18 protein-coding genes are annotated in these 20,553 nt (G+C 65.0%); 9 read left to right on the plus strand and 9 right to left on the minus strand.

The annotated features are described in order from the left end of the window. The first annotated feature begins 364 nt into the window (after nucleotides 1-364). From ACFFNA_RS21890 to ACFFNA_RS21900, 3 genes are all read left to right on the plus strand, one after another. The gene (locus tag ACFFNA_RS21890; RefSeq protein ID WP_378921523.1) at nucleotides 365-1,603 is read left to right on the plus strand and encodes a M24 family metallopeptidase; all 1,239 of its coding nucleotides are present in this window, start codon (nucleotides 365-367) and stop codon (nucleotides 1,601-1,603) included. A 112-nt stretch (nucleotides 1,604-1,715) separates the two neighbouring features. Beyond that, complete coding sequence (locus ACFFNA_RS21895) at nucleotides 1,716-2,660, plus strand: MurR/RpiR family transcriptional regulator (protein ID WP_378921525.1); 945 nt, start codon at nucleotides 1,716-1,718, stop codon at nucleotides 2,658-2,660. 75 nt (nucleotides 2,661-2,735) lie between these two features. Further along, a complete protein-coding gene (locus ACFFNA_RS21900) occupies nucleotides 2,736-4,529 on the plus strand; it encodes an NAD(P)-binding domain-containing protein (protein WP_378921527.1) in 1,794 nt (597 codons plus the stop codon). 4 nt (nucleotides 4,530-4,533) lie between these two features. Here the strand turns inward: ACFFNA_RS21900 and ACFFNA_RS21905 are convergent, their stop codons facing one another. Together ACFFNA_RS21905 and ACFFNA_RS21910 are read right to left on the minus strand one after the other, a co-directional pair. Then, nucleotides 4,534-5,769: an amidohydrolase/deacetylase family metallohydrolase gene (locus ACFFNA_RS21905; RefSeq protein WP_378921529.1), complete on the minus strand. Its 1,236-nt coding sequence runs from the start codon at nucleotides 5,767-5,769 to the stop codon at nucleotides 4,534-4,536. Nucleotides 5,770-5,819: 50 nt separating this feature from the next. Further along, complete coding sequence (locus ACFFNA_RS21910; protein WP_378921532.1) at nucleotides 5,820-6,185, minus strand: RidA family protein; 366 nt, start codon at nucleotides 6,183-6,185, stop codon at nucleotides 5,820-5,822. A gap of 219 nt (nucleotides 6,186-6,404) precedes the next feature. Here ACFFNA_RS21910 and ACFFNA_RS21915 point away from each other — a divergent pair, with 219 nt between their 5' ends. Next, nucleotides 6,405-6,890, plus strand: a complete 486-nt coding sequence (locus tag ACFFNA_RS21915; protein ID WP_378921534.1) for a hypothetical protein — start codon at nucleotides 6,405-6,407, stop codon at nucleotides 6,888-6,890. Between the two features lie 23 nt (nucleotides 6,891-6,913). On the opposite strand, the gene ACFFNA_RS21920 is transcribed toward ACFFNA_RS21915, so the two are convergent. Next, nucleotides 6,914-7,549, minus strand: a complete 636-nt coding sequence (locus ACFFNA_RS21920; protein WP_378921536.1) for a methyltransferase family protein — start codon at nucleotides 7,547-7,549, stop codon at nucleotides 6,914-6,916. Nucleotides 7,550-7,796: 247 nt separating this feature from the next. Here ACFFNA_RS21920 and ACFFNA_RS21925 point away from each other — a divergent pair, with 247 nt between their 5' ends. From ACFFNA_RS21925 to ACFFNA_RS21935, 3 genes are all read left to right on the plus strand, one after another. After that, a complete protein-coding gene (locus ACFFNA_RS21925; protein WP_378921538.1) occupies nucleotides 7,797-8,594 on the plus strand; it encodes a COG4705 family protein in 798 nt (265 codons plus the stop codon). A 165-nt stretch (nucleotides 8,595-8,759) separates the two neighbouring features. Continuing rightward, the gene (locus ACFFNA_RS21930) at nucleotides 8,760-9,437 is read left to right on the plus strand and encodes a winged helix-turn-helix domain-containing protein (RefSeq protein WP_111544054.1); all 678 of its coding nucleotides are present in this window, start codon (nucleotides 8,760-8,762) and stop codon (nucleotides 9,435-9,437) included. Next, nucleotides 9,434-10,786: a sensor histidine kinase gene (locus ACFFNA_RS21935; protein WP_378921540.1), complete on the plus strand. Its 1,353-nt coding sequence runs from the start codon at nucleotides 9,434-9,436 to the stop codon at nucleotides 10,784-10,786. Before ACFFNA_RS21930 ends, ACFFNA_RS21935 begins: the two co-directional genes overlap by 4 nt. Nucleotides 10,787-10,810: 24 nt before the next feature. Here ACFFNA_RS21935 and ACFFNA_RS21940 read toward each other — a convergent pair whose 3' ends face one another. Next, a complete protein-coding gene (locus tag ACFFNA_RS21940) occupies nucleotides 10,811-11,239 on the minus strand; it encodes an Lrp/AsnC family transcriptional regulator (protein ID WP_378921542.1) in 429 nt (142 codons plus the stop codon). Between the two features lie 122 nt (nucleotides 11,240-11,361). On the opposite strand from ACFFNA_RS21940, the gene ACFFNA_RS21945 reads away from it, so the two are divergent. Then, a complete protein-coding gene (locus ACFFNA_RS21945) occupies nucleotides 11,362-12,465 on the plus strand; it encodes a saccharopine dehydrogenase family protein (protein WP_378921544.1) in 1,104 nt (367 codons plus the stop codon). A 230-nt stretch (nucleotides 12,466-12,695) separates the two neighbouring features. On the opposite strand, the gene lpdA is transcribed toward ACFFNA_RS21945, so the two are convergent. The 4 genes from lpdA to ACFFNA_RS21965 form a co-directional block, all read right to left on the minus strand. Then, complete coding sequence (gene lpdA, locus ACFFNA_RS21950) at nucleotides 12,696-14,087, minus strand: dihydrolipoyl dehydrogenase (protein WP_378921546.1); 1,392 nt, start codon at nucleotides 14,085-14,087, stop codon at nucleotides 12,696-12,698. Between the two features lie 247 nt (nucleotides 14,088-14,334). Further along, nucleotides 14,335-15,657, minus strand: a complete 1,323-nt coding sequence (locus tag ACFFNA_RS21955) for a dihydrolipoamide acetyltransferase family protein (protein WP_378921548.1) — start codon at nucleotides 15,655-15,657, stop codon at nucleotides 14,335-14,337. Between the two features lies 1 nt (nucleotide 15,658). Next, entirely contained in the window at nucleotides 15,659-16,672 is a 1,014-nt protein-coding gene (locus ACFFNA_RS21960; RefSeq protein ID WP_378921550.1) for an alpha-ketoacid dehydrogenase subunit beta, read from the minus strand. A 2-nt stretch (nucleotides 16,673-16,674) separates the two neighbouring features. Continuing rightward, on the minus strand, nucleotides 16,675-17,907 hold the full coding sequence (locus tag ACFFNA_RS21965) for a 3-methyl-2-oxobutanoate dehydrogenase (2-methylpropanoyl-transferring) subunit alpha (protein WP_111544049.1): 1,233 nt from the start codon (nucleotides 17,905-17,907) through the stop codon (nucleotides 16,675-16,677). Between the two features lie 512 nt (nucleotides 17,908-18,419). Between ACFFNA_RS21965 and holA the strand changes: the two genes are divergently transcribed. Next, nucleotides 18,420-19,463, plus strand: coding sequence for a DNA polymerase III subunit delta (gene holA / locus ACFFNA_RS21970; RefSeq protein WP_378921553.1), 1,044 nt, complete (start codon nucleotides 18,420-18,422; stop codon nucleotides 19,461-19,463). A gap of 163 nt (nucleotides 19,464-19,626) precedes the next feature. Here the strand turns inward: holA and ACFFNA_RS21975 are convergent, their stop codons facing one another. Then, entirely contained in the window at nucleotides 19,627-20,514 is an 888-nt protein-coding gene (locus ACFFNA_RS21975) for a ParB/RepB/Spo0J family partition protein (RefSeq protein ID WP_378921555.1), read from the minus strand. Nucleotides 20,515-20,553: the final 39 nt, after the last annotated feature.

The raw sequence follows: 20,553 nt of genomic DNA on the forward strand, positions 1-20,553 counted from the left end.
CTGCTATAGCCGCGATTAGTCGAACCCTGCATTCGTCATCCACGGGCGGAGCGGGAGCGAAGCGACGCGGCGCAGACCCGAGGATCCATGCCGTGGCATCAACCGAAGAGTGCGGCGGAGCAGAATTCTGCACCCTAGCAGCGCTCGAAGTTCACGGCATGGATCCTCGGGTCTGCGCCGCGTCGCTTCGCTCCTTGCTCCGCCCGTGGATGACGAAGCGATGGGCGTCTTCGCTAATCGCCAAACGCATGCGGTCCGTCAACACGGGTACATCCGACCCATCAACACCTCTGCCCCATGAAACCAGCTTGATTGTCCATACCCGTAATGCTCCGTTGCCGCTTCGGACATCCGGAGAAAATTCATGACGGGCTTTGTCGACCGCCTGCGCGCGACGCAACTGATGGAACGCGCCGGCATTGAGGCGCTGGTACTCTGCGCGCCCGAGGCATTCCACTATGCGACCGGTGCCTGGATCGGCCCGGCGGGGCTGTTCCGGCGGGCGGGCGCCGGCTTCGTCGTCATCCCGGCCCGGCAAGAGCTGCCGATCGGCGTCGTCGTGGCGGATTTCAACGCCGCACAGTTGCAGGCGGCATTGCCGGACGCCGTGCTCCGCAGCCACCCGATCTGGATCGAATCCACCACGCTTGACGCCTCGACCTCCGCGCTGGCGCAACGCATCGAGGCCGGTCTCGCATCCTCTGGTCGGCCGCCGGACTTTTCCCGACCGGCGACATTCGAGCTGGCCAATTCCGCCCGCGAGCTGAAGCAGATCCTCGCCGGGTTCGGGCTTGACCACGCCACGATCGGCATCGATCTCGATTTCATCGCCGTCACCGATTTTTCGGTCCTGCAGGCGATGCTGCCGGGCTGTCCGATGGTCGACGGTTCGGCGGTGCTCGATCGGTTGCGGGCGATCAAGTCGCAACGCGAGATCGAGCTGCTCCAGCAAGGCATTATCCTGTCGGAAGCCGGACTGGACCGGCTGCAGGTGGATGCCATGGCCGGCATGCGCCAGGGCGATCTCATTTCCCTCTACCGGGAAGGTGTTGCCACGGCCGCGGCCGGCCTGTCGCATCCGGTCGCGACCGCCGAATATGTGACGCTGGGCGCCCGGGCCAAAGGCGCCGATGCGAAGGCCATGCCCGGCGATCCGCTGAAATGCGATATGGTCTGCACCGTCGGCGGCTATGCTTCCGATATGTCGCGCAACTTCATTTTCGGGCCGCCATCCGCCGAACAGGCCGAACTGCACGCGATCGCCGAGCAGGCCTTCGAGGATGGGCTCGCAGCCCTTATTCCGGGAAACGCGCTCGGCCACGTGCACCGCACCGCCAGCAACAGCCTGGCGCGGCAAGGGCTGCGCTCCTACCGCCGCGGCCATTTCGGCCATGGCGTCGGCCAGTCGGTCTTTTCCGAACAATGGCCGTTCATTGCGGCCGGCAGCGATGTCGTGATCGAAACCGGCATGGTGCTGGCCTTCGAAATCCCGCTCTACATCGACGGCCTCGCCAGCTTCAATCTCGAGGACCAGTTCCTGATCACGCCGGACGGGCCTGTTGCCATGAACCGTTTGCCAAGGCGGCTGGAGACGATTGGGTAGCCTAGGCCAGTCCCTAGCGCCGGCGAAGAGATCGTAGCCCGCTGCATGGAGCCATGGCGTGCAAACATGGTAAGAAGCCAGCTCTGTGAAACGCCGGGAAAGACATGACTTCATGACCGAAGCTGGCAGCCAGGAAGAGCCTGTTCCAAGCCGCGATGCGGAGGGGTGCGAACCTGTCCGGCGCATCCCTGACATCATCTCGATGGTCAAGGATTCCTACAGCGAGTTGCGCCCGGCCGAACGCCGCGTCGCCGATGTCGTGCTCGACGACGTCAAATACGCCGTCGATGCTTCCAACGCCGCCCTGGCCCAGCGTGCCGGGGTCAGCGAACCGACGGTGACCCGGTTCTGCCGCGCCATCGGCTGCGAGGGCGTGCGCGACTTCAAGCTGAAGCTGGCGCAGAGCCTCGTCGTCGGCGCGCTCTATCTGAGCAAGCCACTGCCGACCAGCGGCGACAATGGCATGCCATTCTGGAACGCCGTGTTCGGCGAAGCCCGCCGGGCGCTGCAGGAGGCCGAGCGGCAGCTCGACCCGGCACAGCTGCAGAAGGCGGCCGAGCTGATCGCCAAGGCACGCCAGGTCACCGTCTTTGGCCTCGGCGGCAGCTCTTCGGCGCTGGCGCAGGAAACCCAGTACCGACTGTTTCGCTATGGCATCACCATCAGCGCCCAGTGCGACCCCTATCTGATGCGGATGACCGCCTCGACCCTGAAGCCGGGCGACCTGGTGATCGCCATTTCGGCGACGGGACGCACGCGCGAAGTGATCGAGGCCGTCGAACTCGCCAAGCACTACCGCGCCAACGCGATCGCCGTGACGGCGCCCGACACCGAACTCGCGCGCGCCTGCGATATCCGGCTGACGGTGGCAGTGCCCGAATATCCCGACACGCTGAAGCCGACGGCCTCGCGATTCGCCTTCCTGGCGGCGATCGACCTGCTGGCGGTGGCGTCCGCCTACAGGCTCGACGGCTCGGCCCGCGAGACCGTGCGCCGCATCAAGTACAACGCCCAGATCCACCGCACCGGCAAGGAGATGGAGCCGCTCGGGGATTGAGGCGGGGCCTTTTCCTTCTCCCCTTGTGGGAGAAGGGAAGACCGGGCCGTGCAACATGGCAGAAAGAGGACAGAAATGCTCGACATGGCACCATCGAAACAGGCAGCCGCATGGCTCGGATCTTTTGCCAAGGCGCTCGAAGCGAGCGATGGGACAGCGGCAAGCAACCTGTTCGTCGACGACTGCTACTGGCGCGATCTCCTGACCTTCACCTGGAACATCACGACCATGGAAGGTCGCGAGGCGATCGCCGGCATGCTGGCGTCGACGCTGGCGACGACGAAGCCGGCCGCGTGGCAGCTGACCGGCGAGGCGACCTCGGACGAGGGCACCATCGAGGCCTGGTTCAGCTTCGAAACAGCTGATGCTTCTGGCCAGGGCGTCATGCGCCTGCGCGATGGCCGCTGCCGCACCCTGTTCACGGCGATGACCGACCTCAAGGGGTTCGAAGAACGCAAGGGACCGGCGCGGCCGCTGGGCGTGCGCCACAAGGCCGACCCCGACCGCGAAACCTGGTCGGAGGCACGGGCGCGCGAGACGCGCGACCTCGGCGCCGGGGAACAGCCCTACTGCCTGGTCATCGGCGGCGGCCAGGGCGGCATCATGCTGGGCGCACGGCTGCGCCAGCTCGGCGTGCCCACCATCGTCATCGAGAAGAACGCGCGGCCCGGCGATTCCTGGCGCAACCGCTACCGCTCGCTCGTGCTGCACGACCCGGTCTGGTACGACCATCTGCCCTACATTCCGTTTCCGGAAAACTGGCCGGTGTTCACGCCCAAGGACAAGATGGGCGACTGGCTGGAAATGTACACGCGCGTCATGGAGCTCAATTATTGGGTCGCCACCAAGTGCCTCAGCGCCTCCTATGACGAGGCCGAAAAGGTCTGGACCGTCGTCGTCGACCGCGTCGGGCGGCACATCACGCTGAAACCCAAGCACATCGTCTTTGCCACCGGCGCCTATGGTCCGCCACGGCGGATCGATCTGTCGGGTGCCGATCAATTCAAGGGCGAGTTGCTGCATTCCAGCCAGTATTCCAGCGGCGAGAAATTCCGTGGCAGACGCGTTGCCGTCATCGGCGCGGCAAGCTCGGGCCATGATGTCAGCGTCGATCTCTGGGAGAGCGGCGCCGAGGTGACCATGATCCAGCGCGCGCCGACGACGGTGGTCAAATCGGACACGCTGATGGAGGTCGGCTTCGAGATCTTCTCGGAGAACGCGCTGGCGCGCGGCATCAGCACCGAGAAGGCCGACATGATCGTCGCCTCGACGCCCTTCGCGCTGGTGCCGAAGGGCCAGCGGGCACTCTACGAGGTGATCAAGGCCCGCGACGCGGCCTTCTACGACCGCCTGCGCGCCGCCGGCTTCGCCATCGATTTCGGCGATGACGAGACTGGCCTGTTGATGAAGGCCTACCGCACCGGCTCCGGCTTCTACATCGATGTCGGCGCCTCCGACCTGATCATCGACGGCGAGATCGGCGTCCGCAGCGGCGTCGCCATCAAGTCGCTGACGCCTACCGGCATCCTTTTCGAGGATGGCAGCGAGCTTGCCGCCGACGCGATCATCGCCTGCACCGGCTATCAGTCGATGAACGAGACCGTGGCCGCGATCGTCTCGCGCGAGGTCGCCGACAAGGTCGGCCCCTGCTGGGGGCTCGGCTCGGGCGTGAAAGGCGACCCCGGACCATGGCAAGGCGAGCTGCGCAACATGTGGAAGCCGACGGCGCAGGAGGCGCTGTGGTTCCACGGCGGCAATCTGGCTCTATCGCGCTTCTATTCGAAATACGTCGCGCTGCAGATCAAGGCACGGATGGAAGGCATCGCAACGCCGGTTTATGGGGCGCCGAGCAATTCCGGCCGGTCGTAAGCTGTCACTCATGCCGGTGCCCGAAATGCCGGGCCGCGACCTCGATATGGGTGTGGTGCGCATGCGCCTCGAAACGCTCGGTCTCGCTGGCATCGTTGACCGCTTCGTTCGGCCACCAGGTGCCGCCGATGACGATGCCTTCCGAAACCAGCCGCTGGTCGGCGACCAGCGAGGCGCCGACCGCGTCGACGAAGGTGAAGCGGCCCGGGCGCTGCCGGAGCACGGCGACATCGCCGACGGTGCCAACCGCCAGTGTGCCGAGATCAGGCCTGGCGATCGCCCGAGCCGGCGCTTGCGTCGCCGCGCGCAAAACCTCGACCAGCGGCATGCCGAGCGCCAAGAGCTTCGACATGCAGACCAGGATGTCGAAGGCCGGCCCGTCGACGCAGTAGAGATGCACGTCGCTGCTGATCACGTCGGGCGCCAGCCCCTCCTCGAGCATGGCCCGCGCGACCGCGAAATCGAACGAGCCCATGCCATGGCCGAGGTCGAAGATGACGCCGCGCTCGCGCGCCAGCCGCATGTCCGGCCGCACCGCGCCGGAGGCGAACACCGGCGCGTTGGGGAACGGCCGGAAGCAATGGGTGAGGATGTCACCATTGCGCAGCCGCGGCAGCACTTCGGAACGGCCGGGCGGCGGCTCGTCGATATGCGCCATCAGCGGCAGGCCGGCCTGGTCGGCGGCCTCCAGCGCCAGGTCGACCGGGGCAATGCCGCTGGTGCCGCCGGCATGGCGGCCGGAGCGGACTTTCACGCCGACGACGACATCGCGGTGCTCGCGCGCCGTAGCCACGACCTCGCGCGGCTCACAGAGCCTGAGATCGCTGCACTCGCCGACCGACACCGTCTGCGAAAAGCCGAAGATGCCGGCAAAGGAAATGTTGACATAGGCCAGGATGCGCACCTTCGAGCGCTCCATGACGTGGCGGCGGAAGCCGAGGAAATTGCCCGCACCCGCACTGCCCGCATCGATGAAGGTGGTGGTGCCGCTCTTGGCGGCCAGCCGGTCGGCGTCGACGCCGAGCGAGGTGCCGCCCCAGTAGACGTGGCTGTGCAGGTCGACGAGGCCGGGCGTGACGACGCAGCCGCTGGCATCGACGACCTGCGCGGCGCGGCCGGCCGGGATATCGGCATCGACCGCGGCAATGCGGCCATTGGCGATGGCGACGTCGCGCGGCGCATCGAGCCCGGACGCCGGATCGATCAGCCGGCCGCCCTTCAGCAGGAGGTCGAATTGCATGGAGGTCACCTCCGGTTCGTTGTTTTGCCGCCTCAGAGACTACAGTCTCCTCAGGCGGGCCGGTAGGCGACCGCCTCGACTTCGATCTTGATGTCGATCATCAGCCGCGATTCGACCGTGGAGCGGGCCGGCGGGTTCTTCGGAAAATGCCTGGCATAGACGGCGTTGAAGGCGCCGAAATCGCGCGCGTCTTCCAGCCAGACGGTCGTCTTGACGACATCGTCCAGGGTGCAGCCGGCCAGCGCCAGTGCGGCCTTCACATTGGCGAGCACCTGTTCGGTCTGTTCCGTTATGCCGCCCTTGACCACGATGCCGTCGCTGCCGATGGGAACCTGGCCCGAGACATAGACGAAATCGCCGGCGCGCACTGCCGGCGACAACGGCACATGCGACGTTCCAAAACACTGCTTCGGCAAGGGATGACCTCCTCTGATGACAGGGCGGGATGCCGTCGCGGCGCCCGCTTCGGTCGACATTTACCGCGATCGGGGCGATCCTCATAGGGGCCTTGTTGGAAAGCAACATTCCCAGGAATTCATGTTGCTTTATTACAGAAGCGCTTGCATCGTGCGCGCCGTCGGCGGCTATGGCGCTGCAACGCACAGACGCATTTTCCAGACCGGGAGAGTAAAAAGATGACCTACGACAAGAACCCGTTTCCGGCCGGCGATGCCGATCGCCACGCGCTCTGGGAAATGCTGGTACGGCGCGACATCGACGCCTTCATCGGCCAGGACTGGTCGATGGTCGAGGATGATTTCGTGGCCTCGAGCTTCTTCGGCATGCACGCGCATTTCCTCGGCAATGCCGACGCCTGGCGGCTGCAGTTTCCGCGGCTGGACATCTATCGCGACGAGTGGCTGCGCCAGGCCAAGGAGACGGCAACGACAAAATTCGCCGAGCCGCTGCGCGAGGCGCTGTTTCGCGTCACCAACATGCGCGACATCGATGTCGACGGCGACCGCGCCGTGCTGCACAAGAAATTCGACGGGTCGGTCGCCAAGGCGGACGGCAGCGTCGACAGGCTGAAATGGCAGACGCTGTATTTCTGCACCAAGGTCGGCGGAAGCTGGAAGATCGCAGGCTTCGTCGGCTACATGCCGCATCCGCTTGGCGGCTAGATACGGCGTCGATGATCAGATGATCAGTAGAGCGTGACGAAGGCCGGAAACAGCAGGCCGGTCGCCCGGAAATGCTCGACCAGTTCGATGGCCGGAAAAATGGCGAGGAAATAGAGCCCGTCATAGAACGTGCGCTTCAGCGCCTGCGTCGAAAACAGCATCTGGTCATGGTCATGGTACAGAAGCGGATTTGGCCAGAACCGGGGCGTGTTCTTGACATAGGCAAGGTAGGTCGGGCCGAACTTGCCCAGCAGAAATCCGGCTTCCTTGCGCGCCGTGACGCGGAAGATGAAAAAGCTGGCAAGGCCAAGCGCGACGGCCGCCAGCAGCGAGCCGTAGAGCAGTCCGACGCCGACCGCCCCGACCGTCGAGAAGAAATAGAGCGGGTTCTGGGTGATCGAAAACGGTCCCGTCGAGACCAGCTCCTCGTTCTTCTTGCCGCCGACATAAAGGATGCTCCACAGCCGTCCGGCAACACAAACCAGCACCAGGCAGAAGCCGAAGAATTCGAGCGTCTCGTGCCCGTTCGAACCCTCGCTGAAAGCCGGTTTGGTGAGAAAAAGCAGCAGCACCGCCAGCACCGCCGCAACCCGCACGAAGATCAGCCGCTTGCGCTGGTCGAAGGCCCGTGAAACCGGTTTTAGGGAAGCGTAGGTCATCGTGTTTCCTGGCGCGCTGGCAAGCGGGCGTTTGGCAAGCTTGCGGACACTGGGCCACCCCATTGATGGCGGATGCATGGCATCGGCCTTCTATCAGCGCACGGCGAGGCGTTCGTAAAGGCTTTTCGCGCGGTCCGCGCCCATTCTTACGAATTTGTAAGCCGCCGGACAGGCGAGCGTGAACTCTGCTGCCTACTGTGCGGATGCCGGATCGATTCGCTCCGCCGCATCCATTGGGACGTCCGCCATGCTCTCTCCCACTACGCAACACCCCGCCGCACCGAGCCACAACCGGGTCCCGGACGTCACCGTCGATTTCTGGCTGATCAAGCTGATGGCGGTGACCATGGGTGAAACGGCGGCCGATTATCTCGCCGTCAACCTCGGCCTTGGGCTGACGGTTACCTCGCTGATCATGACCGGCTTGCTGATCGCTGCCCTTGTCCTGCAGTTCGCGCAGAAGCGCTACGTGCCCTGGGCCTACTGGGTGGCGGTGGTGCCGATCAGCGGCGTCGGCACGCTGATCACCGACAATCTGGTCGACAATTTCGGTGTGCGCCTGCAGACGACGACCATCGCCTTCTCGGTGGCGCTCGCCGCGACATTCGCGGTCTGGTATGCCAGCGAAAGAACGCTGTCGATCCACACCATCGTCACCACCCGTCGCGAGATCTTCTACTGGCTGGCGATCCTGTTCACCTTCTCGCTCGGCACCGCCGCCGGCGACCTGGTCGCCGAGAGCTTCGACATGGGCTATCTGACCTCAGGCCTGCTGTTCGGCGGCGTCATCGCGCTCATTGCGCTTGCCTATTACCTGCTCCATCTCGACGGCATCCTGGCCTTCTGGCTCGCCTACATCCTGACGCGGCCGCTTGGCGCCTCCTTAGGCGATCTGCTGTCGCAACCGGTCGAACAGGGCGGCTTGGGTTTCGGCACCATTTTCACCAGCCTGATCTTCCTTGGCTGCATCATCGCACTTGTTCTTTACATGACCCTGAAGAAGACAGCCGACGAGGCCGACGAAATCCTGCTGGAGTCGGACTAGGCCCATCGCTTCGTCATCCACGGGCGGAGCAAGGAGCGCAGCGACACAGCGCAGACCCGAGGATGACGAAGTTGGGAGGCGTCCCAAATGCCCGCGGCCTCCTGCCATCCTAGGAACAGACCCATGCCGGTGTTAGCCTGTCGCCGATCACGGACCGGAACAGCCATGCGACTTCTGCTTGTCGAGGACGACCACAGGACGGCCGACTACATCGTCCGGGGATTGACCGAGGCCGGCCATGTCTGTGACTTGCTGCGCAACGGGCATGACGCGCTTTTCGCGGCGACCAGCGGCAGCTACGACGTGATCATAGCCGATCGCATGATCCCGGATCTCGACGGCCTGTCGATGATCAAGGCGGTGCGCGCCGCCGGGGTGCGCACACCGGCGATCTTCCTCACTTCCGTCGGCGGCGTCGACGACCGCGTCGAAGGGCTCGAGGCCGGCGGCGACGACTATCTGGTCAAGCCCTTCGCCTTTTCCGAGCTTCTCGCCCGCATCAACGCGCTTGGCCGCCGGCCGGCTGCGCAGGAGCAGAAGACCGTTTTGCGGGTTGCCGACCTCGAAATGGACCTGATCATGCGCCGCGTCACGCGGCGGGGCCAGCCGATCGACCTGCAGCCGCGGGAGTTCAGCCTGCTGGAGGTGCTGATGCGCGGCGAAGGCCGCGTCATCACCCGCACCATGCTTCTGGAGCGCGTCTGGGATTTTCATTTCGATCCCAGGACCAGCGTCGTCGAAACCCATATCAGCCGGTTGCGGGCCAAGGTCGACAAGCCGTTCGAAACCCAGCTCATCCACACCGTCCGCAACACCGGCTACAGCCTGCACGCACCGCCATGACGGAGACATGGTCCCGCCTGCTGCGCAGCACGCCGTTCCGGCTCGCGCTGACGTTCGCCTTCCTGTTCATGCTGGCCTTCGTGCTGTCGGGCGCCATCGTCTATCAGATGATGAGCGCCGATCTTGCCGAACGGCTCGACGAGACCATCAAGGAAACCTATTCGGTGGTGACGGCGACCTACGCCGGGAATGATCGTGAGGACCTGGTTGCCACGATCGAAAGCCATGCAAAGCTCAACCCCAGGAAGGAGCAGCTGTTTTCGCTGACCGACGCGGCCGGCAATCATCTGGCCGGCAACTTCACCGCGGCGGGGCTTCCCGACGGCTTCTCGATGTTCGACGCCGTACTGCCCGGCGTCCCGCCGGACACCGAGTACCGGGCCTATTCCGGCTCGGTCGGCGGCAACAATCTGACGGTCGCTTTCAGCCTTTCCGAAACGGAGGTGATGAGCTTCGGCTGGGCAACCCTGATCATCACTGGGCTGGCGGTCGCCGGCGGCGCACTGCTCGCCTCGCGCGTCCAGCGCCGGCTCGACGGCATCGCCGCCACCATGGTTGACGTCTCGCATGGCCGGCTGGACACCCGCATCCCGCTGACCGGCAAGGACGACGATATCGACATCGTCTCCAGCCAGATCAATGCGGCGCTCGACCGCCTGTCGGCGCTGGTCGAAGGCATGAAACAGGTCAGCGCCGACATCGCCCACGATCTGAAGACGCCGCTCAACCGGCTGCAGATGATCCTGGAAGGCGCCGCCGACAAAGCCGCGCAAGGTCAGGAGGTCTCCGACGATCTGGCCGATGCGCGCGCCGAGGGCTATCAGATCAACGAGACCTTCGATGCGCTGTTGCGGATCGCCCAGATCGAGGCCGGCGCCCGCAAGGCGCGCTTTACCGATGTCGATCTCGGCGAGATCCTGCAAACCATCGCCGAGATCTACACCGACGTTGCCGAGGACGACGGCAAGGTGTTGTCATCGACCAAACTGCATGAAACGGCGGACCGGATCCATGGCGATTGCGAGCTGTTGACGCAGATGTTCGCCAATCTGGTGGAGAATGCGCTGCGCCATTGCCCGCCCGGTACGACCGTCAAACTGTCGGTGGCGCGCCAGGGCGAACGCATTGTCGCCGGCGTCGCCGACAATGGACCAGGCATTGCCACCGACGAGCGCGAGAAAGTGTTTCAGCGGCTATACCGGCTGGACCAAAGCCGGTCGACGCCGGGCAGCGGCCTCGGCCTCAGCCTTGTGCGGGCCATCGCCGATTTGCATGGCGCATCCATTGCCCTTGACGATTGCCGGCCGGGGCTTGCCGTGGTGGTGAGTTTTCCGCTAGCGCCGGGTTAGCCGGCAAACTTTCGGCAAGCCCGCTCACCGATCGATGCGCGTCGACAGGATGATCGACGACAGGGTCCGCTCGACCCCGTCCATGGCGCCGATCTCGTCGAGCAGCATATCGAGGTCGCGGATCGACGGCGCGTCGACGATGACGATCATGTCGAAATTGCCGCTGACCGAATGCAGCGTCCTGACCGGCGCCAGCGCCTGCAGGCCGCGCACCACCTTGTCGGCGAGCTTGGGCGTCACGGTGAGCAGCACATGCGCCCGCACCAGCCCCTGTTCGTAATCCGGCGCCAGCCGGACGCCATAGCCGGTGATGATGCCGCGCTGCTCCAGCCGTTCGATCCGGCTCTGCACCGTCGTGCGTGACACGCCAAGCTTGCGCGCAAGTTCGGCGGTCGAGGCGCGGGCGTTGTCGCGCAGCAGGGAAAGCAGGGCCTGTTCGGCTTCACTGAGCATTTCGACGAATCCCATCGGCAGAGTGCGCAATCAGAGTTTCGTTTCGAACAATTCCACGCTTCCTTTCGACGGGCAAGCTGCGAATCTAGTGGGAACAAAGGCATTTGCGTGAGGGATCGGTCATGAAGAATATTGTTGTTGTCGGCGCCGGCAAGATCGGCTCGACCATTGCCGAGATGCTCGCCGCCACGGGTGACTATCAGGTCACCCTCGTCGACCGCTCGGCGGCGCAATTCACTGCTGCCGAACTGCCGGCAACGGTTGCCACGCTGGAACTCGACATCGAAGCATCAGGCACGCTTGAAACCGTTTTGGCGGGCAAGTTCGCGGTGCTCAGCGCCGCGCCCTTCCACCTGACGACGCGCATCGCCGAGGCGGCGGCAAACGCCGGCGTGCATTATCTCGACCTCACCGAGGATGTCGTCAGCACCAGGCGGGTCAAGGAACTGGCGCGTTCGGGCAAGAGCGCCTTCATCCCGCAATGCGGGTTGGCGCCGGGCTTCATCTCGATCGTCGCCAATGATCTCGCCAGCCGCTTCGATTCGCTGGAAAGCGTGCGCATGCGCGTCGGCGCGCTGCCACAGTATCCGTCGAATGCCTTGAACTACAATCTGACCTGGAGCACCGACGGCGTCATCAACGAATATTGCGAGCCTTGCGAGGCGATCGTCGAGGGCGAGCTGATCGAAGTGCCGCCGCTGGAGGAGCGCGAGGAATTCTCGCTCGACGGCGTCACCTATGAGGCGTTCAACACCTCGGGCGGACTGGGCACTTTGGCCGAGACGCTGAAGGGCAAGGTGCGCACGCTGAACTACCGCACCATCCGCTACCCCGGCCACGCCGCGATCATGAAGGCGCTGCTCAACGACCTTGGCCTGCGCCACCGCCGCGACGTGCTGAAGGACATCTTTGAAAGCGCCCTACCGGCGACGCTGCAGGATGTCGTCATCGTCTTCGTCACCGTCTCGGGCCGCAAGAACGGCCGCCTGCTGCAGGAAACCTACGCCAACAAGATCTATTCCAAGCGCGTCGGCGACGTCGTGCGCAGCGCCATCCAGATCACCACCGCCTCCGGCATCTGCGCCGTGCTCGACATGCTGGCCGACGGCAGCCTGCCGGCGACCGGTTTCGTCAAACAGGAAGACATCGCGCTCGACGCCTTCCTCGCCAACCGTTTTGGTCGCGCCTACGCGCAACACGAGATGGTGAGCCGGCTCGCGAGCTGAGTGTCTGGAATAAGATAGGTTCGCGATCCTTCGCGCCCCCCTCTGCCCTACCGGGCATCTCCCCCACAAGGGGGGAGATTGGCAGCTTCGGCGCTCCGCACATTCTACAATGTTGGAAGGTTGGCGAAAGCGGCGGTAACAGCCGATCTCCCCCCTTGTGGGGGAGATGTCCGGCAGGATAGAGGGGGGCGCTGTCCCGCCGGCATCACTGCGTTTTGCGCCGTCGCGAATTAGATATGCAGCGCATGCCCCAGCGCCTTGAGCGCTGCTTCCTGGAACCCTTCGCCTTGCGTCGGATGCGCATGGATCGTCCCGGCGATATCCTCCAGCCGCGAACCCATTTCCAGCGCCAGCCCGAAAGCCGCCGCCAGTTCCGACACGCCCTGCCCAACCGCCTGGATACCGAGCACCAAATGATTGTCGGCGCGGGCGACAACACGAACGAAACCATCCTCGCCAAGCTTCGTCATCGCCCGGCCATTGGCGGCGAACGGGAACATCCCGATCTTGATTTCGCCGCCAAGAGCCTTGGCCTCCTCCGGCGACAGGCCAGCCATCACCAGTTCGGGATCGGTGAAGCAAACCGCGGGAATTGAGCGCTTGTCCCAGCTGCGCTTGTGGCCGGCAACGAACTCGGCGACCATTTCGCCTTGCGCCATCGCCCGGTGCGCCAGCATCGGCTCGCCGGTGACGTCGCCGATGGCAAAGACGCCGCGCATCGAGGTGCGGCACTGATCGTCGATGCGGATGAACTTTCCCGCCATATCAAGATCGATCTGGTCGAGCCCCCAGCCTTCGGTCACCGGCTTGCGCCCGACCGTCACCAGGATCTTGTCTGCGGCGACCTTGGCGCTCTTGCCATCAGCGGTCTCGACCAGCAGCGCGTCGCCCTTGGTCCCCTTGGCCCTGGCACCCAGCATCACCTCGATGCCGAGTGCGGTGAGCCGCTTGACCACCGGCCGGGTCAGCTCCGCGTCGTACTGCGCCAGCACGCGCGGCAAGGCCTCGACCACGGTCACCTCAGCCCCCATCTTGGCAAAGGCGATGCCAAGCTCGAGGCCGATATAGCCGCCCCCGACAACCGCGAGCTTCTTCGGCACTTCGCTCAACGCAAGCGCCTCGGTCGAGGAAATCACCGGGCCGCCGAACGGCAGGAACGGCAGTTCGACAGGCGCCGAGCCGGTGGCGATGACGATCGCCTCGGCCCGGATCACCTGCACGCCGGTTTCGGTCTCGACCGCGACGGTCTTGCCGTCGCGGAACGTCGCCCAGCCATGCACGGTCTTCACCCCGGCTTTCTTGAGCAGACCGGCGACGCCACTGTTGAGCCGGCTGACGATGCCGTCCTTCCAGGCGACGGTCCTGGCAAGGTCGAGCACGGGAGCCGTGACCGAAATGCCAAGCGGGCTGTTGCCGCCGGCCATATGCGACACCTTCTCGAACTCTTCCGCCGCGTGGATCAGCGCCTTGGAGGGGATGCAGCCGACATTGAGGCAAGTGCCTCCGGGCTTGCCGACCTCGACGATCACCGTATCGACACCGAGCTGGCCGGCACGGATCGCGCAGACATAACCGCCGGGCCCGGCGCCGATGACGAGCAGCTTGCAGGAGATTTCTTTCATCGTGGCACCCTAACTCGTTGTCGCGCTGGATCGGAAAGAACACTCTGCCGCGATCCTTCGCGCCCCCCCTCTGTCCTGCCGGACATCTCCCCCACGAGGGGGGAGATTGGCTGCATCGGCGCTCCGCTCACTCCTCAAACGGTGAAAATTGGCGAAAGCCGGCGTGACGTCCGATCTCCCCCCTTGTGGGGGAGATGCCTGGCAAGGCAGAGGGGGGCGCTGTCCCGCCGGCATCTCGATCGTTCCCTCAATCCACAAAAATCAGCGCCGGCGTCTCCAGCAGCGTCTTGATGCGCTGGATGAAGACGGCGGCGTCCCAGCCGTCGATCACCCGGTGGTCGAAGCTGGAGGACAGGTTCATCATCTTGCGCGGGATGAACTGGGTGCCGTCCCACACCGGCCGCACCATCATCTTGTTGACACCGATGATCGCCACTTCCGGATGGTTGATGACCGGCGTCGTCGCCACGCCGCCCATGGCGCCGAGCGAGGTGATGGTGATGGTCGAGCCGGACAGCTCGTCGCGTGTCGCGGTGCCCGACTTGGCCGCCTCGGCAAGCCTGATCACCTCGGCGCCGCACTCCCAGATGTCGCGCGCCTCGGCATGCTTGACCACCGGCACCACCAGCCCCGACGGCGTCTGCGCGGCAATGCCGATATGGATGCCGCCATGCTGGTGGATGATGCCGGCCTCGTCGTCGAACAGCGAATTGAGGTTGGGCTGGTCTGATATCGCCTTGACCATCGCCCGCATCAGGAACGGCAGCAGCGTCAGCTTGGGCCGCTCCGCCTTGCCCGCGCGCTTTTCCTTGTTGAGCGCGGCGCGCAGATCCTCGAGCGCGGTGACGTCGATCTCCTCGACATAGGTGATGTGCGGGATGCGCGATTTGGACAGCGTCATCTTCTCGGCGATCTTGCGCCTCAAGCCCACCACCTTGATGTCCTCGACCGCGTCGTTGCGGGCGAGGCCGGATGCCCTGGCGACCTGCGGACCGCGCGCCAGGAAGGCGTCGATGTCTTCGTGGCCGATGCGGCCGGCCGGGCCGGTTCCCGAAACCTGTCTGAGATCAATACCGGTCTCTTTTGCCCGCAGGCGGACGGCCGGCGAGGCCAGCGGCTTTTCGCCTTCGGGGCGTGGCGCGCCGGAGACGGAAGGCTGCTGCGGGCTCTTCGACACGGCCGGTGCAGGTTTCGCGTCTGTCCCGCCCGCCTTTGGCGGCGCCTTCGCGGCTGGCGCGGCAGTCTCGGGCTTCGGGATCGGCAGCTTCGCCGGCGGTTCAGCGGCCACCGCTTCCACGTCGCCGCCTTGCGGCTTCACATTGCCCTCGCCCGCCACCTTCAGCCGCACGATCGGCGAGCCGATCGCCACCGTGTCGCCGATCTCGGCGCCCAGCCAAAGAATCTCGCCATCGACGGGCGACGGGATTTCGACCGTCGCCTTGTCGGTCATGACGGCGGCGAGCACGGTGTCCTCGCGAACGATGTCGCCAATCTTGACGTGCCATTCGACCAGCTCGGCCTCGGCGACGCCTTCGCCGACATCGGGCAGCTTGATGATGTGTTCGCCCATCTTAAGCTCCCATGGTTTCAAGCAGGGCCCGGCCGACGCGGGCGGGACCCGGGAAATAGTCCCATTCCTGCGCATGCGGATAGGGCGTGTCCCAGCCGGCGACCCGCGCCACCGGCGCCTCCAGATGGTAGAAGCAGTTTTCCTGCACCAGCGCCGACAGCTCGGCGCCGAAGCCCGAGGTCAGCGTCGCCTCATGCACGATGACGCAGCGCCCGGTCTTCTTGACCGAAGCGACGATCGTATCGAGATCGAGCGGCAAAAGGGTTCTCAGATCGATGATCTCGGCATCGATGCCGGTCTCCTCGACAGCGGCCTGCGCGACATAGACCATGGTGCCATAGGCCAGCACGGTGACCGCCGAGCCCGCCCTTCGGATCGCCGCCTTGCCGAGCGGCACGGTGTAGTGGCCGTCGGCGACCTCGCCGAGCTCGTGCTTCGACCAAGGCGTCACCGGCCGGTCGTGATGGCCGTCGAACGGCCCGTTGTAGAGCCGCTTCGGCTCGAGGAAGATCACCGGGTCGGGGTCCTCGATCGCCGCGATCAGCAGCCCCTTGGCGTCATGCGGATTGGACGGCACCACAGTCTTCAGCCCAGACACATGGGTGAACAGCGCCTCCGGGCTCTGGCTGTGCGTCTGGCCGCCAAAGATGCCGCCGCCGGTCGGCATGCGCACCACGATCGGGCAGGTGAAATCGCCGTTCGAGCGATAGCGCAGCCGCGCCGCCTCCTGGGTCAGCTGGTCGTAGGCCGGATACATGTAGTCGGCAAACTGAATCTCCACGCAGGGCTTCAGCCCGTAGGCGGCCATGCCGATGGCCGAGCCGACAATGCCGGATTCGTTGATCGGCGCGTCGAAGCAGCGGCTCTTGCCGTATTTGGCCTGTAGGCCTTGCGTGCAGCGGAAGACACCGCCGAAGAAGCCGACATCCTCGCCGAACACGACAACGCGTTCGTCACGCCCCATCGACACATCCATGGCATCACGAATGGCCTCGATCATGGTCCGTCTTGGCATGGTCAGACTCCCGCCTGCTGGCGCTGGCGCCGCAGATGCGGCGGCATCTCGGCATAGAGCCCCTCGAACATGTCGCGCGTCGACGGCTTGCCGCCGGCATGCAGCGTGCCGTGGCTTTCGGCTTCCTTCTGCGCCGCGATCACCGTGTCGAGGATTTCCGCCTCGGCCTGCGCATGCCGCTCGTCCGACCAGACCCCGAGCTGGATGAGATGGTTCTTCAGCCGCACGATCGGATCGCCGAGCGGCCAGGCGTCGGATTCGGTCTTTGGCCGGTAGGCCGAGGGATCGTCCGAGCTCGAATGCGCGCCGGCGCGGTAGGTGACATATTCGACCAGCGTCGGCCCGAGATTGCTGCGCGCACGCTCCGCCGCCCATTTGGCCACCGCATGGACGGCGAGATAATCATTGCCGTCGACGCGCAGCGACGGAATGCCGAAGCCGAGGCCGCGGGCCGCGAAAGTGCCCGAGCCACCACGCGCAATGCCCTGAAAAGTCGAGATCGCCCACTGGTTGTTGACGACATTGAGCACGACGGGCGCCTTGTAGGTGGAAGCGAACACCAGCGCCGAATGGAAGTCGGATTCGGCCGTCGAGCCGTCGCCGATCCAGGCGGCGGCGATCTTTGAATCGTTCGATATCGCCGAGGCCATCGCCCAGCCGACCGCCTGGATATACTGCGTCGCCAGATTGCCGGAGATCGAGAAGAAGCCGTGCTCCTTCGACGAATACATGATCGGCAATTGCCGGCCCTTCAGCGGGTCGGCCTCGTTGGAATAGATCTGGTTCATCATGGTGACCATCGGATAGCCGTCGGCGATGAGCAGGCCGGCCTGGCGATAGGTCGGGAAATTCATGTCGCCGGGCGCGAGGGCCTTGCGGAAGGCGCAGGCCACCGCCTCTTCGCCCAGATGCTGCATGTAGAACGAGGTCTTGCCCTGGCGCTGCGCCATCTGCATGCGGGCATCGAAGGTCCTGAGCGTCATCATGTGGCGCAGGCCAGCCAGAATCTCGTCGCTGGAAAGCAGGCCCGCCCAGGGGCCGACGGCTTCGCCATTGCGGTTCAGCACCCGGATGATCGAGAAGGCGTGTTCGCGGATGGTGCGCGGATCGACATCAATGTCGGGGCGCGGCACCGAGCCGGCCTTGGGGATGGGCACGTTGGAAAAGTCAGGCGTTCCGCCCGGCCGCACTTCCGGTTCCGGAACGTGAAAACGCAACATCCCAGCATCGGCCATGACCTTTGTCCTCCAATGTTGCCTGGCCAAGGATATTTGCATATCTGCGCCGCCAGACCAGTGCGAATTCGTCGGGCAAGCCTTCGGGCCTCGGTCCCGGCCGCGCCGGCCGATGCAGCCTCCCCAGCACAGGATGAAGATATGTCCGCGAAATTTCTTGTCGATGTTGGGCAGCGACGCGCAATTAGGGGCAAGATTGCACGAGGTTTGCCGGAAGATAAGGTGATTGGGGGCGGATTGGGCGACTGGTGCAGCGGCAGGAGCCGCCGATCTCCCCCCTCGTGGGGGAGATGCCCGGCAGGGCAGAGGGGGGCGTGAAGGATCACCACTTTGCTCGCTTTAGAAACAGCCGAAAACAGGCTTTTGGGGCACATCGCAGCCGACAGAGAGGTCGGCGGGACAGCGCCCCCCTCTGTCCTGCCGGACATCTCCCCCACAAGGGGGGAGATCGCGCTCCGCCGTTTCGCTCGATCGCCGTTCACCTCGCACTCGCCCTGTGCTAACCACCCTCCATGGCACAGAAGAAAGCTTTCGAGGTCGATACCTGGCTGGCCCGGCCGGACCAGCGCATCTCGATCGTCCTGCTCTATGGTCCAGATCGCGGCCTCGTCGCCGAGCGCGCAAAAGCCTTTGCCGAAAAGACCGGCCTGCCGCTCGACGATCCGTTCTCCGTGGTCAGGCTGGAGGGCTCGGAGGTCGACCGCGACGAGGGCCGGCTGCTTGACGAAGCGCGCACCGTGCCGATGTTTTCCGACCGGCGCCTTTTGTGGGTGCGCAATGCCAGCGGCCAGAAGACGCTTGCCGACGACGTCAAGGCGCTGACGGCAGAGCCGCCGCGCGACGCCATCATCCTGATCGAGGCCGGCGATCTCAAGAAGGGCGTCGGGCTGCGCGCCATCGTCGAGGCGGCGGACATTGCCATGGCGCTGCCGTGCTATGCCGACGAGGCCCGCGACATCGACGCCGTCATCGATGGCGAACTGCACAAGGCCGGGATGTCGATGACCATGGAAGCCAGACAGGCGCTGCGCCGCAATCTCGGCGGCGACCGGCTGGCCTCGCGCGGCGAGATCGAAAAGCTCATCCTCTATGCGCATGGCCAGAAGGAGATCGGGCTGGAAGAGGTCAGGGCGATGTCGGGAGACGTGTCCGGCGCCTCGTTCGATGACGCGGTCGACGCACTTCTCGAAGGCAAGGTCGGCGACTTCGACACCGCCTTCACCCGCCATTGCCAATCCGGCGGCCAGCCGTTCCTGGTGCTGTCCTCGGCGATGCGGCAGCTGCAAAGTATCCAGGCCATGCGTGGCCAGATGGACTCTGCTGGCCGCAACGCGGCTTCGGTGGTTGCCGCGGCCCGCCCGCCGGTGTTTTTCTCGCGGCGCAAGCTGGTGGAGAAAGCGCTGGAGCGCTGGAGCAGCGAAGCCCTCGGCCGCGCGCTGACCCGGCTGCAGACCGCCGTGCTGCAGACGCGCCGGCGGCCGGATCTTTCCGTCGCACTGGCGCGCCAGGCGCTGCTCGGCATTGTCGTGGAAAGCAGCCGGCTGGCGCAACGGTAGACACCACTCGTGTCGACGCGGGCGGGACCTCGCCTGACCTTCTCCCCTTTGTGGGAGAAGGTGGGGCCGCGCGAGGCCTTCAACGTTGGCAGTGGCTCGCCCCAGATCGGCTGAGTTCAGACCCTAGCGACGGAGCTTCCAGGTCAGAAACTTCGCCGGCTAACTACCGCTCCTGTTTTAGCCGGCGACACAATTCATCAAGCTGTTCCAGCGAACGATACGCGACACGAAGCGTGCCGCCCTTGCTCTTGTGGTCGATCGACACGATCATGCCGGTCGTGTCGGTCAACAGCTTTTCCAGCGCCAGCGTGTCGGCGTCCTTCTGTTCCGGGCTTGCGGCCGGCTTGGCTTCCTTTGGCGTGCTGCCGGCCGGCATCTGCGCCAGCGCCTCGGCCTGGCGCACCGAGAGTCCTTCTTCGACAATGCGCTTGGCAAGGCCGGCCGGATCCTCCGCCGTCACCAGCGTGCGGGCATGGCCCGCCGACAGCGCGCCGTCGACCAGCATGTCGCGGATCACATCCGGCAGCTTCAACAGCCTGAGCGTGTTGGCGACATGGCTGCGGCTCTTGCCGATCACCTGGCCGAGGTCGGCCTGGGTGTAGCCGTGATCGTCGATCAATTGCTGGTAGCCAAGCGCTTCCTCGACCGCATTGAGGTCGGTGCGCTGGACGTTCTCGATGATCGCCAGCTCGAGCGCGGTGCGGTCGTTGACCTCGCGGATGATGACCGGAATCTCGGTCAGCCCGGCGCGCTGCGCCGCACGCCAGCGCCGCTCGCCGGCAATGATCTCGTAGCGGCCGGCCAGCGTCGGCGACGGCCGCGCCACCACCGGCTGGACCACGCCATGTTCGCGGATCGACTGCGCGAGGTCGGTCAGCTCGGCCTCGCCGAAATGCCGGCGCGGATTTTTCGGATTGGGGGTCAGGAACTCGATCGGTACCTTGCCGTCGGCGCTCATACCAGGCTTTTCAGGTGCGGCCGGGCGATCGATCTCGCCGATCAGTGCTGCCAGTCCACGCCCCAGTCTTTTTCTCGAAAGGTCTTCGCTCATAACACTTCCAGTTAACATTCCTGATCGTTTCGGTATCGA

Origin of the sequence: Mesorhizobium kowhaii (assembly GCF_042431665.1) — a bacterium.
GTDB classification, from domain to species: domain Bacteria; phylum Pseudomonadota; class Alphaproteobacteria; order Rhizobiales; family Rhizobiaceae; genus Mesorhizobium; species Mesorhizobium kowhaii.

What these genes read in the sequence shown, in the direction of transcription:
- ACFFNA_RS21935 (WP_378921540.1), top strand. Translation starts at nt 9,434, where the DNA reads ATGACGGAGACATGGTCCCGCCTGCTGCGCAGCACGCCGTTCCGGCTC.
- ACFFNA_RS21960 (WP_378921550.1), bottom strand. Translation starts at nt 16,672, where the DNA reads ATGCCAAGACGGACCATGATCGAGGCCATTCGTGATGCCATGGATGTG.
- ACFFNA_RS21925 (WP_378921538.1), top strand. Translation starts at nt 7,797, where the DNA reads ATGCTCTCTCCCACTACGCAACACCCCGCCGCACCGAGCCACAACCGG.
- ACFFNA_RS21975 (WP_378921555.1), bottom strand. Translation starts at nt 20,514, where the DNA reads ATGAGCGAAGACCTTTCGAGAAAAAGACTGGGGCGTGGACTGGCAGCA.
- lpdA (WP_378921546.1), bottom strand. Translation starts at nt 14,087, where the DNA reads ATGAAAGAAATCTCCTGCAAGCTGCTCGTCATCGGCGCCGGGCCCGGC.
- ACFFNA_RS21915 (WP_378921534.1), top strand. Translation starts at nt 6,405, where the DNA reads ATGACCTACGACAAGAACCCGTTTCCGGCCGGCGATGCCGATCGCCAC.
- ACFFNA_RS21890 (WP_378921523.1), top strand. Translation starts at nt 365, where the DNA reads ATGACGGGCTTTGTCGACCGCCTGCGCGCGACGCAACTGATGGAACGC.
- ACFFNA_RS21945 (WP_378921544.1), top strand. Translation starts at nt 11,362, where the DNA reads ATGAAGAATATTGTTGTTGTCGGCGCCGGCAAGATCGGCTCGACCATT.
- ACFFNA_RS21955 (WP_378921548.1), bottom strand. Translation starts at nt 15,657, where the DNA reads ATGGGCGAACACATCATCAAGCTGCCCGATGTCGGCGAAGGCGTCGCC.
- ACFFNA_RS21900 (WP_378921527.1), top strand. Translation starts at nt 2,736, where the DNA reads ATGCTCGACATGGCACCATCGAAACAGGCAGCCGCATGGCTCGGATCT.
- ACFFNA_RS21905 (WP_378921529.1), bottom strand. Translation starts at nt 5,769, where the DNA reads ATGCAATTCGACCTCCTGCTGAAGGGCGGCCGGCTGATCGATCCGGCG.
- ACFFNA_RS21940 (WP_378921542.1), bottom strand. Translation starts at nt 11,239, where the DNA reads ATGCTCAGTGAAGCCGAACAGGCCCTGCTTTCCCTGCTGCGCGACAAC.
- holA (WP_378921553.1), top strand. Translation starts at nt 18,420, where the DNA reads ATGGCACAGAAGAAAGCTTTCGAGGTCGATACCTGGCTGGCCCGGCCG.
- ACFFNA_RS21930 (WP_111544054.1), top strand. Translation starts at nt 8,760, where the DNA reads ATGCGACTTCTGCTTGTCGAGGACGACCACAGGACGGCCGACTACATC.
- ACFFNA_RS21920 (WP_378921536.1), bottom strand. Translation starts at nt 7,549, where the DNA reads ATGACCTACGCTTCCCTAAAACCGGTTTCACGGGCCTTCGACCAGCGC.
- ACFFNA_RS21965 (WP_111544049.1), bottom strand. Translation starts at nt 17,907, where the DNA reads ATGGCCGATGCTGGGATGTTGCGTTTTCACGTTCCGGAACCGGAAGTG.
- ACFFNA_RS21895 (WP_378921525.1), top strand. Translation starts at nt 1,716, where the DNA reads ATGACCGAAGCTGGCAGCCAGGAAGAGCCTGTTCCAAGCCGCGATGCG.